This is a genomic window from Undibacterium sp. Ji49W (genome assembly GCF_049340205.1).
Lineage (GTDB): Bacteria > Pseudomonadota > Gammaproteobacteria > Burkholderiales > Burkholderiaceae_D > Undibacterium.
Genome location: NZ_JBMPOW010000003.1, coordinates 159,217 through 172,676 on the forward strand (window position 1 = coordinate 159,217; position 13,460 = coordinate 172,676).

Consider the following 13,460-nt stretch of genomic DNA (forward strand, 5'->3'; position numbering starts at 1 on the left):
CGTATAGAGTGAATGCCGTCTTATTTCTTCAAGAATAAGACGGTTTTTTTATAAATACAGCACCAACAAGTTTTTTCAGGACACTGCATGCACAATCATATTGCCTCCAGACTCGACAATATTGCCCCTTTCCATGTGATGGAGCTCATGAAGATGGCTGCGACGCTGGAAGCCCAGGGGCGTCACCTCATTCATATGGGGATAGGGGAGCCAGACTTTACTGCGCCGCAGCCTGTCATCGATGCTGCCACCAGGGCCATGGCTGATGGCCGTTTGCAATATACATCTGCACTGGGTTTGCCGGCACTGCGCCAGGCGATTGCCGACGACTACTTGCGTACCTATGGCATACAGGTGCCGGCCAGCCGTATTATTGTGACTGCCGGAGCCTCTGCCGCCTTGTTGCTGGCATGTGCTGCCCTGGTCGAGCCGGGCAGGGAAGTGCTGATGCCTGATCCCTGCTATCCCTGCAATCGCCATTTCGTGGCGGCCTTTGAAGGCAAGGCCAAATTAATCGCCAGTGGTGCCGCCCATCGCTTTCAGTTGACGGAAGCCATCGTACGCCAGCATTGGGATGCGCAAAGCAGTGGCGTCTTGCTGGCATCACCATCGAATCCTACCGGCACCTCGATAGAACATGCAGAACTGAAGAAAATCGTGGCAAGCGTCAAGGAATTGGGCGGCTTTACCATTGTCGATGAAATCTACCAGCGCCTGTCCTATGACGACGCGCCGTTTTCTGCCCTGTCACTCGATGATGATGTCGTGGTCATCAACAGCTTCAGCAAATACTTCAATATGACAGGCTGGCGTCTGGGCTGGCTGGTGGTACCTGAAAGAATCGTGCCGCAGCTAGAAAAACTCGCCCAAAACCTGTTCATCTGCCCTTCATCGGTGGCGCAATATGCAGCGCTGGCCTGTTTTGAGCCAGCAACCATCGCCATCTATGAAGAGCGCAAGGCAGAATTCAAGCGCAGGCGCGACTATATCGTGCCTGCCCTGCGTGAACTGGGCTTTGATGTGCCGGTTACCCCTGACGGCGCGTTCTATGTATATGCCGATTGCTCGGCGTTTTCAGATGATGCAGATGCATTTGCACGTCAGGCGCTGAATGAGGCAGGGGTGGTGATTGTGCCCGGCCTGGATTTTGGTCCGGCGACTGCGCATACCCATGTAAGGATTTCGTATGCTAATTCTCTGGAAAACCTGCACGAAGCTGTAGCGCGTCTGAAGAAGTTCCTGGCCAAAAAATAGGACAGGAGGGTGGGGCAAATAAAAATGCCGCCAGCATTTTCACGCTGACGGCATCTTTATACTTGAAGAGGTGTGCTGCAATAAATCCTGTCTGGATTACAGCGTGGCGACCTGGTCTTTTTTCGCTTCCACAGGTGCCTTGACTTCTGTTGCTTCCGGTTTGGCGATAGCTTCAATCGGACGGGCTACAGGAGCGGGTGCGTTGAACACGGTAGGCACGTTCTTGCCGGCAGAAACATCTTTCAGACGTTTGTACTCAGTCAGGACGCGAGAACCATAGCCAGAGTCATTTTCTGCATCGGCAGCGCCGACATACATCTTCAGACCCGCTTCGACAGAACCGGCACGGGTGACATAGTCTTTCAGGATCAGAGCGCCGACCTTGATATTGGCAACCGGATTCAGGGCCGCTTTGACGCCCCCCATTTCCTGGAACTTGTCATGGTGAACCTTGGACATGACCTGCATCAGACCCTGAGCACCGACCGGGCTTTCCGCAAACGGATTCAGGCCGGATTCTATCGCCATAACAGACAGAATCAGCAAAGGATCAAGCTTGATTTCCTTGGCTGTCAGATACGCAGCAGATACCAGCATATTGGTGGCATCGTTGGCGATGCGATAGCGTTTTGCCAGCCAATTGGTGACCCATTGTTGTTGACGTTGGTTACCCAGCATTTTGGAGTCTTCTTCAGACATTCCAGCTTGTTGGTAGGGGTTGCCTGCTGCCTTGCCTGGTTCATGCATCAGGGCGGCAATATTAGGTGCCGGTACTGGCGCTACTGTTGCCTCTTCCGCTTCTGCGTAAGGGGACAGATCTTTGAATTTGTCAGTCAGTTCCGGTTTGATAAACATCATCGCCAATACTGTCATGGCAATAACGCCAGACATCATAAACAATTGACGAACGATAGTGATAAAACCATTTGTTGTGTCACGTGCTACCAGAGAAAGCGCCTGACGCTTGTCTGTGGAAGCGATACTGCTTCTTTGTACTGCTAAAATAAAACGTTGAAACATGTTACCTCCTGAATCTCCGCGATGAGTCATTCAACTTACTTAAAAGCCAAACGTAAAAAGCTACTTCCGCGAATCAGAAACATCGTCCTTGTCACAGAGTGTGATCACAAGACGCCGGAGCCGTTTGTCAAATCAGGTCAGTCGGACCTGTTCATGGTGTGTCCAGTGACAAACAACTATTTTCGGGATAAGGCAGACGCCTTTTGAAAACAATCCTTACAATGTTATGTGGGGCCCGATCCCCTTGAATGATGTTACCGTTTGGCGAAACCTTCTTTGTATCGAAAGTGGCGGAAGTCATTAACCTCTTCATCAAGTTGGGCGAATTGTAGGGGCGGTTTTATATCAAGTCAACACTATCAAAATGAATTTTAATTACTTTTATGTCTGATGAAATGTGCTGCATCGCAGCAAAGTTCAATAAAATCAAGCACTTGGCCGAAAATGCTAGTGTTCCTAGTGTAGAGATACAAAAAAGCGAAAAATGATGAAATATTCTGATTTGAGAGATTTTATTTCTCAATTGCAAGAAAAAAACGAACTTAAGCGGGTCGACTTGCCAGTTTCACCTTATCTGGAGATGACGGAAATTTGCGACCGCACTTTGCGGGCAGAAGGTCCTGCTCTTTTATTCAGCAAACCAACTGGCCATACCATACCAGTGCTGGGTAATCTGTTTGGTACCACGCGCCGCGTTGCCCTTGGCATGGGGGCAGAAAACCTGAGTGAATTGCGCCAGATAGGGCATGTGCTGTCTGCCCTGAAAGAGCCGGAACCACCCAAAGGTTTCAAGGAAATACTGGGTCTGGGTTCACTGGTCAAAGCAGTCTGGGACATGTCGCCGAAAGAATTGCGCGGTGCCAAATGCCAGGAGATAGTCTGGGAAGGCAATGATGTTGATCTTGCGCGCTTGCCTATACAGCATTGCTGGCCTGGCGATATCGCGCCCCTGATTACATGGGGGCTGGTCATTACTAAAGGTCCTAATAAGAAACGTCAAAATCTGGGTATATACAGACAGCAGGTATTGGGGCGTAATAAAGTCATCATGCGCTGGCTTGCCCATCGGGGCGGTGCACTGGATTTTCGTGAGCATGGCATCGTTAATAAGGGGCAGCCTTATCCCATCGCAGTTGCCCTGGGTGCCGATCCGGCTACTATATTAGGTGCAGTGACGCCGGTGCCAGACAGTTTGTCTGAATACCAGTTCGCCGGTCTCTTGCGTGGCAGCCGTACCGAGCTGGTCAAAGCCATAGGTAGCGAGTTGCGTGTGCCAGCATCCGCAGAAATTGTGCTGGAAGGACATATCTATCCGGATGCCAATCATCCCACTGGCTATGAACATGCACTGGAGGGCCCGTATGGCGACCATACCGGTTATTACAATGAGCAGGACTGGTTTCCCGTGTTTACTATAGACCGCATTACCATGCGGCGTGATCCGATTTATCACTCTACGTATACAGGCAAGCCGCCAGATGAACCAGCTGTGCTGGGTGTGGCCCTGAATGAAGTCTTCATTCCTTTGCTGCAAAAGCAGTTCAGCGAAATCACGGATTTCTATTTGCCACCGGAAGGCTGCAGCTACCGCATGGCCGTGGTACAGATGAAAAAAGCTTATGCCGGCCATGCCAAGCGTGTGATGTTTGGTGTCTGGAGCTTTTTACGTCAGTTCATGTATACCAAGTTCATCGTGGTAGTCGATGAAGATGTCAATATCCGCGACTGGAAAGAAGTCATCTGGGCGATTACCACCCGTGTTGACCCCTTGCGTGATACCACGCTGGTAGATAATACGCCTATCGATTATCTCGATTTTGCCTCGCCAGTCAGTGGCCTGGGCAGCAAGATGGGCATAGACGCAACCAATAAATGGCCGGGTGAAACCAGTCGCGAATGGGGTACGACCATACAGATGACGCCGGAAGTGAAGGCGAAGGTGGACCAGATCTGGCAAGAACTGGGCTTGTGATCTCCCTGGTTTAGATATCGGGGTTTTTATTTTCTCTGTATCTCTATCTCTATCTATATATATGAGTGATGTAATGATTTGGGATTATCCGCAGCCATTCACGCGGCCTGTTACACCGCAAGCCAGTGATATCGACGGTTTGAATCACACCAACAATGCAGTGTATGTACGCTGGTGCGAAGAAGTCGCATGGGGGCATTCAGAAGCCCTGGGCCTGGACCTGGCCGATTACCACAGACTGGACCGGGCCATGGCGATACGGCGTGGGGAATATGATTATGTATTGCCAACCCTGCTGGGCGAATCCCTGACGCTGGCCACCTGGCTGTTTGCCAGCGATGGCAAACTGACCATGGACCGGCGCTTTCAATTGATACGCGATAGCGACGGCGCTACTGTATTAAGAGGGCGCTGGGACCTGGTCTGCATAGAATTAAGCAGTGGCCGTGCACGTCGCATGCCAGCGGAGTTTTGCGATATCTATCTGCCAGCGGTGGTGCCGGCTGTGGTCCCGGCTGTGGTTCCAGCTACTTCTGGTTGATGCTGTTTGCCGGGGCTTAAGGACGCTTGCTTAATGTATACGCGACTTCGGTCGCACTCTTCATTTCACCCCGCTTCCACCCCTGGGCCGCATAAAAGCGATCTGCGCGGGTGTTGGGGCTGGTACCCAGTTTGACTTCGTCATTACCCAATTCAAACAGGTAATCGACGGCCAGTTTCAGCAAGACTTTACCCATGCCCTTGCCCTCATGTTCGGGTGAGATGAATAAGGCCCAGATGCTGCTGTCTCCGTGGGCGGCATAAGAAAAGCCCTGGATTTCACCATCCAGTTCTGCCACCCAGCCACGACCCAGCGTATCCAGATAATCCAGGCACATCTGGCGGGTGATGATATTGGGATTGGACAGGGTATTTTCTTTTACTTCCAGACGTATGCGCATGATGGTGCTGACATCATCAGCAGTAGCTGGTCGGAAATGCAGGGAATTGGTCATAATTTTTTATCAGGTTCTGGGACTGTGTTTTCTGTCTTGTTTTCTATATTGCAAGGCAGACATCAGCGTGGGTGCTTATTGTATCGTCAAGCCGGGTAAATGCAATCGGCAGTGTCTTGTTGGCGCTGTTCACTATCTGGCACCATGCTGCAATGGCGGTATGCATTATTCAAGTACAATCGAGGCATCCAACTTAAACCTCTAACTCGAATTTTCGCATCCATCATGAAGCGACCTCGTTTTTTACCCGACAACATGACCTTGTTGTTGTTCTGCGTTGTGGCCCTGGCCAGTCTTTTTCCTGCCAAAGGTGTTGTCGCTACCGGTTTTGATCATCTGGCGACCGGTATGATTGCCTTGCTGTTTTTTATGCACGGTGCCAAATTATCACGCGAGGCGGTGCTGGCCGGTATTACCCACTGGCGCCTGCATCTGTTGGTCATGGTCTTTACCTTTGCGGTTTTCCCGCTGGTAGGGCTGAGCTTGAAGCCATTGTTGCTACCCTTGCTGACGCCTGAGCTGTATGTGGGCATACTGTTTTTGTGTGTCCTGCCATCTACCGTGCAGTCGTCGATTGCATTTACGTCTGTGGCGCGTGGCAATGTACCGGCAGCCGTGTGCAGTGCGTCGGCCAGCAATATGCTGGGCATTTTCATTACGCCCATGCTGGTCAGTCTGGTTGTGGTGGCGCATGGCGAAAGCCATTCGTCCATCGATGCCATGCTGAAAATTGTGTATCAGTTATTGCTGCCATTTGTTGCGGGGCAATTGGTGCGGCCACTGTTGCAGGCCTGGCTGACAAAATACGCAGGTGTGCTGAAAATGGTGGATCAGAGTTCGATATTGCTGGTGGTGTATGTCGCCTTCAGTGAAGCGGTGGTGCAGGGTTTGTGGCAACAATTGCCACCCCTGATGTTGTTGAGCCTGCTGGCGATCAGCGGGGTCATACTGGCCATCATCATGGGCTTGACCATGTTTGTCAGTCGCCGTTTTGGCTTCAGCAAAGAGGACGAGATCACTATCGTATTTTGCGGATCCAAGAAAAGTCTTGCCAGTGGTGTGCCCATGGCCAAAGTTTTATTTGCCAGCCATGCCGTAGGTATGGTCTTATTGCCATTGATGCTGTTTCACCAATTGCAGTTGATGGTATGCGCCGTCATGGCACAACGTTACGCAAAAAGATAAGGAGTCAAAAAATGCCACGTTTTGCTGCCAATCTCAGCATGATGTATACCGAGTTGCCTTTTACTGAGCGCTTTGCCGCCGCAGCGAAAGATGGCTTTACCGCAGTTGAATACCTGTTTCCCTATGATTATCCAGCGCATGACCTGCAAAAGCTATTGCAGGATAACGGCCTGACGCAGGTACTGTTCAATACCCCGCCTGGTAACTGGGCAACTGGTGAGCGTGGCATGGCGTCGATACCAGGGCGGGAGGAAGAATTCAAGCTTGGTCTGGATCAGGCGCTGGAGTATGCCCGTGCCCTGGGCAATCGTACGCTGCATGTGATGGCCGGGTTGATACAGCCAGAACAGGACAGGGAAAAACATCGCGCCGTGTATCTGCGCAACCTGGCGTATGCAGCCTTGCTGGCAGCCAGGGACGACATCACCATCGTAATTGAACCCATCAATACCCGCGACATACCCGGCTATTTTTTAAGCCGGCAAGATGAAGCACAAGAAATCTGCCAGGAAATCGGCGTAGAGAACCTGCGTGTGCAGTTTGATATTTACCATTGCCAGATAGTCGAAGGCGATGTCGCCACCAAGCTGCGTCGCGACCTGTCGCGCCAGCATGCCGGTATTGGCCATGTACAGATCGCCGGCGTGCCAGACCGGCACGAGCCGGATCAGCAGAGTGAAGTCAATTACCCTTATTTGTTCGGCTTGCTTGATGAACTGGGCTATGAAGGCTGGATAGGTTGTGAATACCGGCCACGTGCAGGTACGTCGGAAGGCTTGTCCTGGTTAAAACCCTGGCTGAAGTGATGGTGGTATAGAAGCAGAAATAGAGGCACAAAAGCGGCAAGAAATAAAAAAAGCAGTCATGATGACTGCTTTTTTATTTGTGGCGAATGTGCTGCTAATGTCCGCCGGATAGAGCAGGGTGCTTACTCTTCGCTGACCTGCAAGATCAGTTTGCCAAAGTTCTTGCCTTCAAACAGCATCATCAATGTATCGGGGAAGGTTTCCAGTCCCTTGACGATGTCTTCGCGCGTGTGGAACTTGCCTTCTGCCATCCATTTGCTCATTTCGGTAACGGCATCGCCGTAACGGGCGGCGTAATCAAAGACGACGATACCTTCCATGCGAGCGCGGTTGACCAGCAGCGACAGGTAATTGGCAGGGCCCTTGACTGGCGTCGTGTTGTTGTACTGGGAAATGGCGCCACAGATAATGATGCGTGCTTTTAAATTGATACGGGTCAGTACGGTATCAAGGATATCGCCGCCGACATTGTCAAAGTAGACATCAACACCATTCGGGCAATGTTCTTTCAAACCATCTTTGACTGAGCCGGATTTGTAATCGATGCAGGCATCAAAGCCCAGTTCATTGACGACGAAATCGCATTTGTCCTTGCCACCGGCGATGCCGACGACGCGGCAACCCTTTTGTTTGGCGACCTGACCTACCGTCTGGCCCACCGCACCGGCTGCACCTGATACCACGACTGTTTCACCAGCCTTGGGCTGACCGACATCCAGCAGGCCGAAATAGGCCGTCATGCCAGGCATGCCCAGCGCATTCATGAATTTTGGCAAAGGGGCCAGTTCAGGGCTGACCTTATAAAAGCCGGCTGTTTTGTCATCGGCAGCACCTACCCAGTATTGCTGCACACCAGTACCGCCAGACACATAATCACCCACCGCAAATTTAGGGGACTTGGATGCCACCACCTTGCCTATGCCGCCAGCGCGCATGACTTCATTGATGGCGACCGGGCGGATATAGGATTTGCCTTCATTCATCCAGCCGCGCATGGCCGGGTCCAGCGAGATATAAATGGTTTGTACGACAATTTCACCATCGGTGATATCGCGTACGGTTTCTGTGGTGAAGTTCCAGTCACTATGCTTGGGGTTGCCGACGGGGCGGGCGGCGAGGCGGTATTGCTGGTTGCTGAGTGTGCTCATGGTGTCTCCTTGAGGTTAGTGCGGTTTGCGTTTGAGCGAGCCCTGAATGCGTTCATATGCGTCTATATGCGTTTGAATCAAAATGAGGCCGTCAGAAGAGTGACTATACATTAATTAGAACGAACGTGCTTTTTATTGTGATTATTTAATTGGAATTGGGTTCTATGAATTATGTGGCTGAACATGCGACAATACACGGTTAATTTTTAAGCTTTACTACTATATCAACGAATTTAATTTGTCACCTTGGCCTGGACGCTATTAGCTCTGGGCCGCACCACTGAAATCATGAGCATACGACCAGAATATATCCTGACCTTATCCTGTCCCGATCAACGCGGCATTGTGCACAGCGTATCGGGTTTCCTGGCCCATCATGGCTGCAATATTATTGACTCGGCCCAGTTTGGTGATGCGCAGTCGGCCACCTTCTTCATGCGTGTGCATTTTGCCGTCGAAGATGCCGCCGTCAGCGATAGCGCCTTGCGCGAAGACTTTGCCGTGCTGGGTGGCAGCATGCAGATGAGCTGGCAATTGCATGATGCGCATCACAAGCCGCGCGTGATGCTGATGGTGTCCAAGATTGGGCATTGCCTGAATGATTTGCTGTTTCGCTACAAAAGCGGCTTGTTGCCGGTAGAGATCAAGGCCATCGTATCCAACCATACTGATTTTTATCAGTTGGCAGCCAGCTATAACATTCCTTTCCATCACCTGCCGCTGGCAGCTGGTGCACCGGCAGAAGCCAAGCGAGCGCAGGAACAAAAAATACTGGATATTGTTGCTGCCAACGATATTGAACTGGTGGTGCTGGCGCGTTACATGCAGATACTATCGCCGCAGTTATGCGATGCGTTGAAGGGCAAGGCGATCAATATCCATCACTCCTTCCTGCCCAGCTTCAAGGGTGCCAAGCCTTACTATCAGGCGCATGAACGTGGCGTCAAACTGATAGGCGCTACGGCACATTTTGTGACTGGCGACCTGGATGAAGGCCCCATCATTGAACAGGATGTAGAGCGTGTCGATCATTCCATGGAACCGGAAACCCTGACCGCCATCGGCCGTGACGTTGAATGCGTGGTGCTGGCGCGTGCCGTCAAATGCTTTGTGGAACATCGCATTTTATTGAATGGCCATAAAACGGTGGTGTTCAAGTAATGGCGCTCAAATCCATCATTTACAAGGCAGACCTGAATATCTCGGACATGGACCGTGGCTATTATGCCGACCATAATCTGACGATCGCCCGTCATCCATCCGAAACCGATGAACGCATGATGATACGTGTGCTGGCCTTTGCCATTCACGCGGCAGAACGCCTGGAATTCGGCAAGGGTATATCCGACACCGAAGAACCCGATATCTGGCTGAAGGATTACACCGACGCCATACAGTTATGGGTAGAGGTTGGCCAGCCGGACGACAGGCGTTTACTGAAAGCCTGTGGCCGTTCAGAACAGGTCATCGTCTACAGTTTTGCCAGCGCCAGTGATATCTGGTGGAAGGCAATGAACAGCCGTCTTGACCGCGCCAAGAATTTGCGTGTCATGAACGTACCTTCAGAGCAAAGCCAGGCGCTGGAAAAACTCGCGCAGCGCAATATGCAGTTGCAATGCACGATACAGGATGGGCAAATCTGGATGTCAGCCGGTGATGCTTCCGTGCAGATTGATCTGGAAACGCTGAAGGACTTTTCTTAAATTCAGCTTGTCGCTGCAAGTGCTGCTTCCGCCCATTGCATGGGTGCAGGCAGCGTGGTGGCACTGAATTCCAGATGTAAAACACGACGCTGGCTGGCACGGGTGGTATGGTTGGCCTTGTCCGATGCATGGAATAGCAGCGGCTTCATCAGCAAGACATCACCCGCCTGCATGTTGCAGACATACACGTCTGATTGCGCGGCCTTCTCGACATAGTCATCTACCTGCTCACCCTTTAGTTTGCCGTAACGATGGCTTCCTGCCATGACTTTCAAGGCAGCGTTGTCATGATTGGCTGCGTCAAGGGCGATGCGCAGGGTCAGCATGCTTTCCAATACATTTGCCGGTGGCTCGACATGGTGTACGCCGTTTTTAAGCGTCCACTTTGTGTAGCCGGGCGCATCCATTCTCTGGTCCACGCAGATCGTCATATCCTGGTGCCAGGCTACCAGCCAGTTGTGTTCAGCATTTTTGTTGAAGAAGATGCTGCGTACCGGCTTTGCATGGCGCATGCCTGCCGCCTGCAACACCAGCTGTATTTTTTGCCAGGGTAGGGCTAGTGCAATAGCCGGGTGGGTTTGCAAGACTTGCCGCACGCCATAGTCATTGGTTATAGGCTGGCAGGCCAGTTCCAGTTGTGTCAGTTCGGCCTTATTGAGAAAGCCGGGCAACAGGGCAAAGCCCTGTTCGCTTAGACCTTCAGCCATGCCCGGATAATTGTTTGATATTGCTGGCATCAGCCCTGCAAGACCTTCTTCAGCCACAGGCTGATATCGTCCACTTCTTCCGGGCATACTGAATGCGGCATCATGTATTCATGCCATTCAACCTGGTATCCCAGTTGTTTCAACAGGTCGCGTGATTCTTCGGCACGTTGTATCTGGATGACAGGGTCGGAGCGGCCATGGGCCTGGAAGATGGGTGTATCCTGGTTAGCTGCATGGCGTTCGGTGGCAATCAGGTCACGCAAGGGAACATAACCGGACAGGCACAGCAGGCCGCCCAGTTTTTCATGGTAGCGCAGGCCGGTTTGCAGGGTCATTGCACAACCTTGCGAGAAGCCGGCCAGCAAAATGCGTTCAGATGGAATGCCACGTGCATTTTCGCGGGCGATCAATTGTTCTATGCGCTTTTGTGATACGCGCAGCCCTTTTTCATCTTCACGTCTGGCGATGTCGGTACCCAGTATGTCATACCAGGAACGCATCACGTAACCACCATTGATAGTCACCGGCATGGTTGGTGCGTTCGGAAATACAAAGCGTATGCCGGGGTTGCCGCTCAAATCCAGTTCCCTGACGATGGGCACAAAATCATTGGCATCGGCACCCAGGCCATGCATCCAGATGACGGCGACCGTCGGGTTGGGGCTGCTTTCTATTTCTACCGTGTCCAGGATGTCTTGTGTCATGATGGTTTTCTGAAGGAATTAAAATAAGTGATCAATTTTACTGCGAGCAGCAAGAGTATGCAGGGTAGCCACACGGTCAGCAGCTCCGATTGCATGACTTGCCAGCCACGCGCAGTCAGGAAGCGGTTCACCCCTATCGGTGATACCTTGATGAATTGCCAGGGAAAGAAATAACGTTCTTCAGTAAGCGGCCAGAAAAATTCCACACCCAGTCCACCTGTGGTCAAGGCATCCAGCATGCCATGCGACGCGGTAGAAAAAGCGATAAACAGCCAGACCCGCAGGCGGCTGCTTGCCAATTGTGTATGAAAAACGCAGGCAATAGTCGCCACCACGGCGGCTATCAGCAGTGAATGGCTGAAACCACGGTGTCCAAAAGCTGATTCATAGGCAATGCCCAGCTTGAAGCTGATGACATCCAGATCCGGCAAGATGGCGCATAACATGCCCAGGACTAATAATTGCCATGAAATGCGCTGGCGGCCAAGCAACAGGCCGCAAGTCAGCGGAATGATGGGGTGGGTCAGTATTGTTGCCATGGCGACGGGTGATCAGCTACCGGCAGGCATCAGGCCGGATTTTTTGCGCGTAGGGCGTTCTTGGGGCGAAATACCTTGCAGACTGCATCATCGGTTTCGATGTATGGGCCGCCGATCAAATCGATGCAATACGGAACGGCTGCAAAAATACCGGCGACCTGCTGTTTGCCATCGGCATCTTTCAAGCCTTCCAGTGTTTCCTTGATAGATTTTGGCTGGCCCGGCAAATTCAGTATCAATGCAGCATGTTCAGCTGTTTCACGTATGACCGCTACCTGGCGCGACAGAATGGCAGTCGGCACAAATTGCAGGCTGATCTGACGCATCTGCTCGCCAAAGCCCGGCATTTCCTTCGTGGCGACAGCCAGTGTGGCTTCCGGCGTGACATCACGCCTGGATGGGCCGGTACCGCCAGTGGTAATGACGAGATGACATTGTTCCTCATCCACCAGGGCAATTAAAGCCTGTTCTATGGCAGCACGTTCATCCGGGATCAGGCGGGTGACCATTTCCCAGGGGCTGGTGAGAGCCTGGCCAAACCAATCCTGCAAGGCAGGCAGGCCCTGATCCTGGTAAATGCCGGCAGAGGCGCGATCTGATATGGATACCAGACCTATCCTGAGGTTTTCAGTATTGTTTTTCACTATTTGCTGCGGTCATTTGTTCAGGCTTATTTGCCATCAAACTCATCGTCTTCTTCATCCAGATCTGCATCATCCGCTTCATCAGCGTTGGCAGCAGCTTTGGATTTTTGCAAATCTTTCAAAATCTGGAAGATTTCACGATAGGCCTTGGGTGGCTTGTTTTCAGCCTGTTCTTTACGGGCATTGCGTATCATGGTGCGCAATTGCTGTACATCCAGGTGAGGGTGTTCTGCCATCAACTCGGTCAGGGCGTTGTCGTCTGCCAGCAATTTGTCGCGACGACGCTCCAGCGCATGCATAGCGGCGGTTTCAGACTTGGAAGCGCCTTTCCAGCTATCGATGGTTTTCTGGATCAGGGCAATTTCTGTCTCATCCAGGGTACGCATTTTTTTGCCTACATATTGCATCTGACGACGGCGGCCTTCATGGTCCTTGATTTGCTGGCAAATCAGGATGGCTTCGCGCACATCTTCCGGCATCGGGACGCGTTTGACGCGTTCACGCGCCTGCTCGACCAATTCCTGCCCCAACTTTTGCAGGGCGGTCATTTCGCGCTTCAACTGGGATTTTGATGGACGGTCGTATTCTGGTTCGAACTCACTGGACTGATAGCCACATGAGCCGCGATTTGGATTTGGCATAATTCTGCGCCTTTACTATTAACTTAATGAAACGGCTGCTATGATACCCTTTTTAGCTTGGAATTACCTAAAATCAAGCTTGAAACGCACGCAGTCAGGTGTGAATCAAGGTAAATAATTAGGATATTTCCATTGGCCATTT

General features: G+C 51.6%; 15 protein-coding genes. 7 read left to right on the plus strand and 8 right to left on the minus strand.

From position 1 onward, the window contains the following. Positions 1 to 87: 87 nt before the first annotated feature. Complete coding sequence (locus tag ACO0LK_RS04920; protein WP_422972738.1) at positions 88 to 1,254, plus strand: pyridoxal phosphate-dependent aminotransferase; 1,167 nt, start codon at positions 88 to 90, stop codon at positions 1,252 to 1,254. Positions 1,255 to 1,350: 96 nt separating this feature from the next. Here ACO0LK_RS04920 and ACO0LK_RS04925 read toward each other — a convergent pair whose 3' ends face one another. Next, complete coding sequence (locus ACO0LK_RS04925; protein WP_422972740.1) at positions 1,351 to 2,274, minus strand: transglycosylase SLT domain-containing protein; 924 nt, start codon at positions 2,272 to 2,274, stop codon at positions 1,351 to 1,353. A 487-nt stretch (positions 2,275 to 2,761) separates the two neighbouring features. Between ACO0LK_RS04925 and ubiD the strand changes: the two genes are divergently transcribed. Beyond that, positions 2,762 to 4,246, plus strand: a complete 1,485-nt coding sequence (gene ubiD, locus ACO0LK_RS04930) for a 4-hydroxy-3-polyprenylbenzoate decarboxylase (protein WP_422972742.1) — start codon at positions 2,762 to 2,764, stop codon at positions 4,244 to 4,246. A gap of 73 nt (positions 4,247 to 4,319) precedes the next feature. Next, positions 4,320 to 4,787, plus strand: coding sequence for an acyl-CoA thioesterase (locus ACO0LK_RS04935; protein ID WP_422972744.1), 468 nt, complete (start codon positions 4,320 to 4,322; stop codon positions 4,785 to 4,787). 16 nt (positions 4,788 to 4,803) lie between these two features. On the opposite strand, the gene ACO0LK_RS04940 is transcribed toward ACO0LK_RS04935, so the two are convergent. Next, positions 4,804 to 5,241, minus strand: coding sequence for a GNAT family N-acetyltransferase (locus ACO0LK_RS04940; protein ID WP_422972746.1), 438 nt, complete (start codon positions 5,239 to 5,241; stop codon positions 4,804 to 4,806). Between the two features lie 225 nt (positions 5,242 to 5,466). Between ACO0LK_RS04940 and ACO0LK_RS04945 the strand changes: the two genes are divergently transcribed. Then, complete coding sequence (locus ACO0LK_RS04945; RefSeq protein WP_422972748.1) at positions 5,467 to 6,426, plus strand: bile acid:sodium symporter family protein; 960 nt, start codon at positions 5,467 to 5,469, stop codon at positions 6,424 to 6,426. A gap of 11 nt (positions 6,427 to 6,437) precedes the next feature. Then, on the plus strand, positions 6,438 to 7,232 hold the full coding sequence (otnI, locus tag ACO0LK_RS04950; protein ID WP_422972750.1) for a 2-oxo-tetronate isomerase: 795 nt from the start codon (positions 6,438 to 6,440) through the stop codon (positions 7,230 to 7,232). A gap of 122 nt (positions 7,233 to 7,354) precedes the next feature. Here otnI and ACO0LK_RS04955 read toward each other — a convergent pair whose 3' ends face one another. After that, the gene (locus tag ACO0LK_RS04955; RefSeq protein WP_422972752.1) at positions 7,355 to 8,380 is read right to left on the minus strand and encodes an NADP-dependent oxidoreductase; all 1,026 of its coding nucleotides are present in this window, start codon (positions 8,378 to 8,380) and stop codon (positions 7,355 to 7,357) included. A gap of 288 nt (positions 8,381 to 8,668) precedes the next feature. On the opposite strand from ACO0LK_RS04955, the gene purU reads away from it, so the two are divergent. Continuing rightward, complete coding sequence (purU, locus tag ACO0LK_RS04960; protein ID WP_422972754.1) at positions 8,669 to 9,541, plus strand: formyltetrahydrofolate deformylase; 873 nt, start codon at positions 8,669 to 8,671, stop codon at positions 9,539 to 9,541. Then, positions 9,541 to 10,083: a YaeQ family protein gene (locus ACO0LK_RS04965; RefSeq protein WP_422972756.1), complete on the plus strand. Its 543-nt coding sequence runs from the start codon at positions 9,541 to 9,543 to the stop codon at positions 10,081 to 10,083. Before purU ends, ACO0LK_RS04965 begins: the two co-directional genes overlap by 1 nt. Before the next feature lie 2 nt (positions 10,084 to 10,085). Here the strand turns inward: ACO0LK_RS04965 and ACO0LK_RS04970 are convergent, their stop codons facing one another. Genes ACO0LK_RS04970 through yjgA form a run of 5 tightly spaced genes read right to left on the minus strand, consistent with a single transcriptional unit; the run spans position 10,086 to position 13,318 of the window. After that, positions 10,086 to 10,820, minus strand: a complete 735-nt coding sequence (locus ACO0LK_RS04970; protein WP_422972758.1) for a phytanoyl-CoA dioxygenase family protein — start codon at positions 10,818 to 10,820, stop codon at positions 10,086 to 10,088. Further along, on the minus strand, positions 10,820 to 11,494 hold the full coding sequence (locus tag ACO0LK_RS04975) for an alpha/beta hydrolase (RefSeq protein WP_186946756.1): 675 nt from the start codon (positions 11,492 to 11,494) through the stop codon (positions 10,820 to 10,822). Before ACO0LK_RS04975 ends, ACO0LK_RS04970 begins: the two co-directional genes overlap by 1 nt. Next, a complete protein-coding gene (locus ACO0LK_RS04980; RefSeq protein ID WP_422972760.1) occupies positions 11,491 to 12,033 on the minus strand; it encodes a metal-dependent hydrolase in 543 nt (180 codons plus the stop codon). Before ACO0LK_RS04980 ends, ACO0LK_RS04975 begins: the two co-directional genes overlap by 4 nt. 29 nt (positions 12,034 to 12,062) lie before the next feature. Continuing rightward, positions 12,063 to 12,677, minus strand: a complete 615-nt coding sequence (mog, locus tag ACO0LK_RS04985) for a molybdopterin adenylyltransferase (protein ID WP_422972762.1) — start codon at positions 12,675 to 12,677, stop codon at positions 12,063 to 12,065. Positions 12,678 to 12,703: 26 nt separating this feature from the next. Further along, positions 12,704 to 13,318: a ribosome biogenesis factor YjgA gene (gene yjgA, locus ACO0LK_RS04990; protein WP_186946754.1), complete on the minus strand. Its 615-nt coding sequence runs from the start codon at positions 13,316 to 13,318 to the stop codon at positions 12,704 to 12,706. Positions 13,319 to 13,460 lie beyond the last annotated feature (142 nt).

What these genes read in the sequence shown, in the direction of transcription:
- ACO0LK_RS04955 (WP_422972752.1), bottom strand. Translation starts at nt 8,380, where the DNA reads ATGAGCACACTCAGCAACCAGCAATACCGCCTCGCCGCCCGCCCCGTC.
- ACO0LK_RS04940 (WP_422972746.1), bottom strand. Translation starts at nt 5,241, where the DNA reads ATGACCAATTCCCTGCATTTCCGACCAGCTACTGCTGATGATGTCAGC.
- purU (WP_422972754.1), top strand. Translation starts at nt 8,669, where the DNA reads ATGAGCATACGACCAGAATATATCCTGACCTTATCCTGTCCCGATCAA.
- yjgA (WP_186946754.1), bottom strand. Translation starts at nt 13,318, where the DNA reads ATGCCAAATCCAAATCGCGGCTCATGTGGCTATCAGTCCAGTGAGTTC.
- ACO0LK_RS04935 (WP_422972744.1), top strand. Translation starts at nt 4,320, where the DNA reads ATGATTTGGGATTATCCGCAGCCATTCACGCGGCCTGTTACACCGCAA.
- otnI (WP_422972750.1), top strand. Translation starts at nt 6,438, where the DNA reads ATGCCACGTTTTGCTGCCAATCTCAGCATGATGTATACCGAGTTGCCT.
- ACO0LK_RS04975 (WP_186946756.1), bottom strand. Translation starts at nt 11,494, where the DNA reads ATGACACAAGACATCCTGGACACGGTAGAAATAGAAAGCAGCCCCAAC.
- ACO0LK_RS04980 (WP_422972760.1), bottom strand. Translation starts at nt 12,033, where the DNA reads ATGGCAACAATACTGACCCACCCCATCATTCCGCTGACTTGCGGCCTG.
- ACO0LK_RS04920 (WP_422972738.1), top strand. Translation starts at nt 88, where the DNA reads ATGCACAATCATATTGCCTCCAGACTCGACAATATTGCCCCTTTCCAT.
- ACO0LK_RS04945 (WP_422972748.1), top strand. Translation starts at nt 5,467, where the DNA reads ATGAAGCGACCTCGTTTTTTACCCGACAACATGACCTTGTTGTTGTTC.
- ACO0LK_RS04925 (WP_422972740.1), bottom strand. Translation starts at nt 2,274, where the DNA reads ATGTTTCAACGTTTTATTTTAGCAGTACAAAGAAGCAGTATCGCTTCC.
- ACO0LK_RS04970 (WP_422972758.1), bottom strand. Translation starts at nt 10,820, where the DNA reads ATGCCAGCAATATCAAACAATTATCCGGGCATGGCTGAAGGTCTAAGC.
- ubiD (WP_422972742.1), top strand. Translation starts at nt 2,762, where the DNA reads ATGAAATATTCTGATTTGAGAGATTTTATTTCTCAATTGCAAGAAAAA.
- ACO0LK_RS04965 (WP_422972756.1), top strand. Translation starts at nt 9,541, where the DNA reads ATGGCGCTCAAATCCATCATTTACAAGGCAGACCTGAATATCTCGGAC.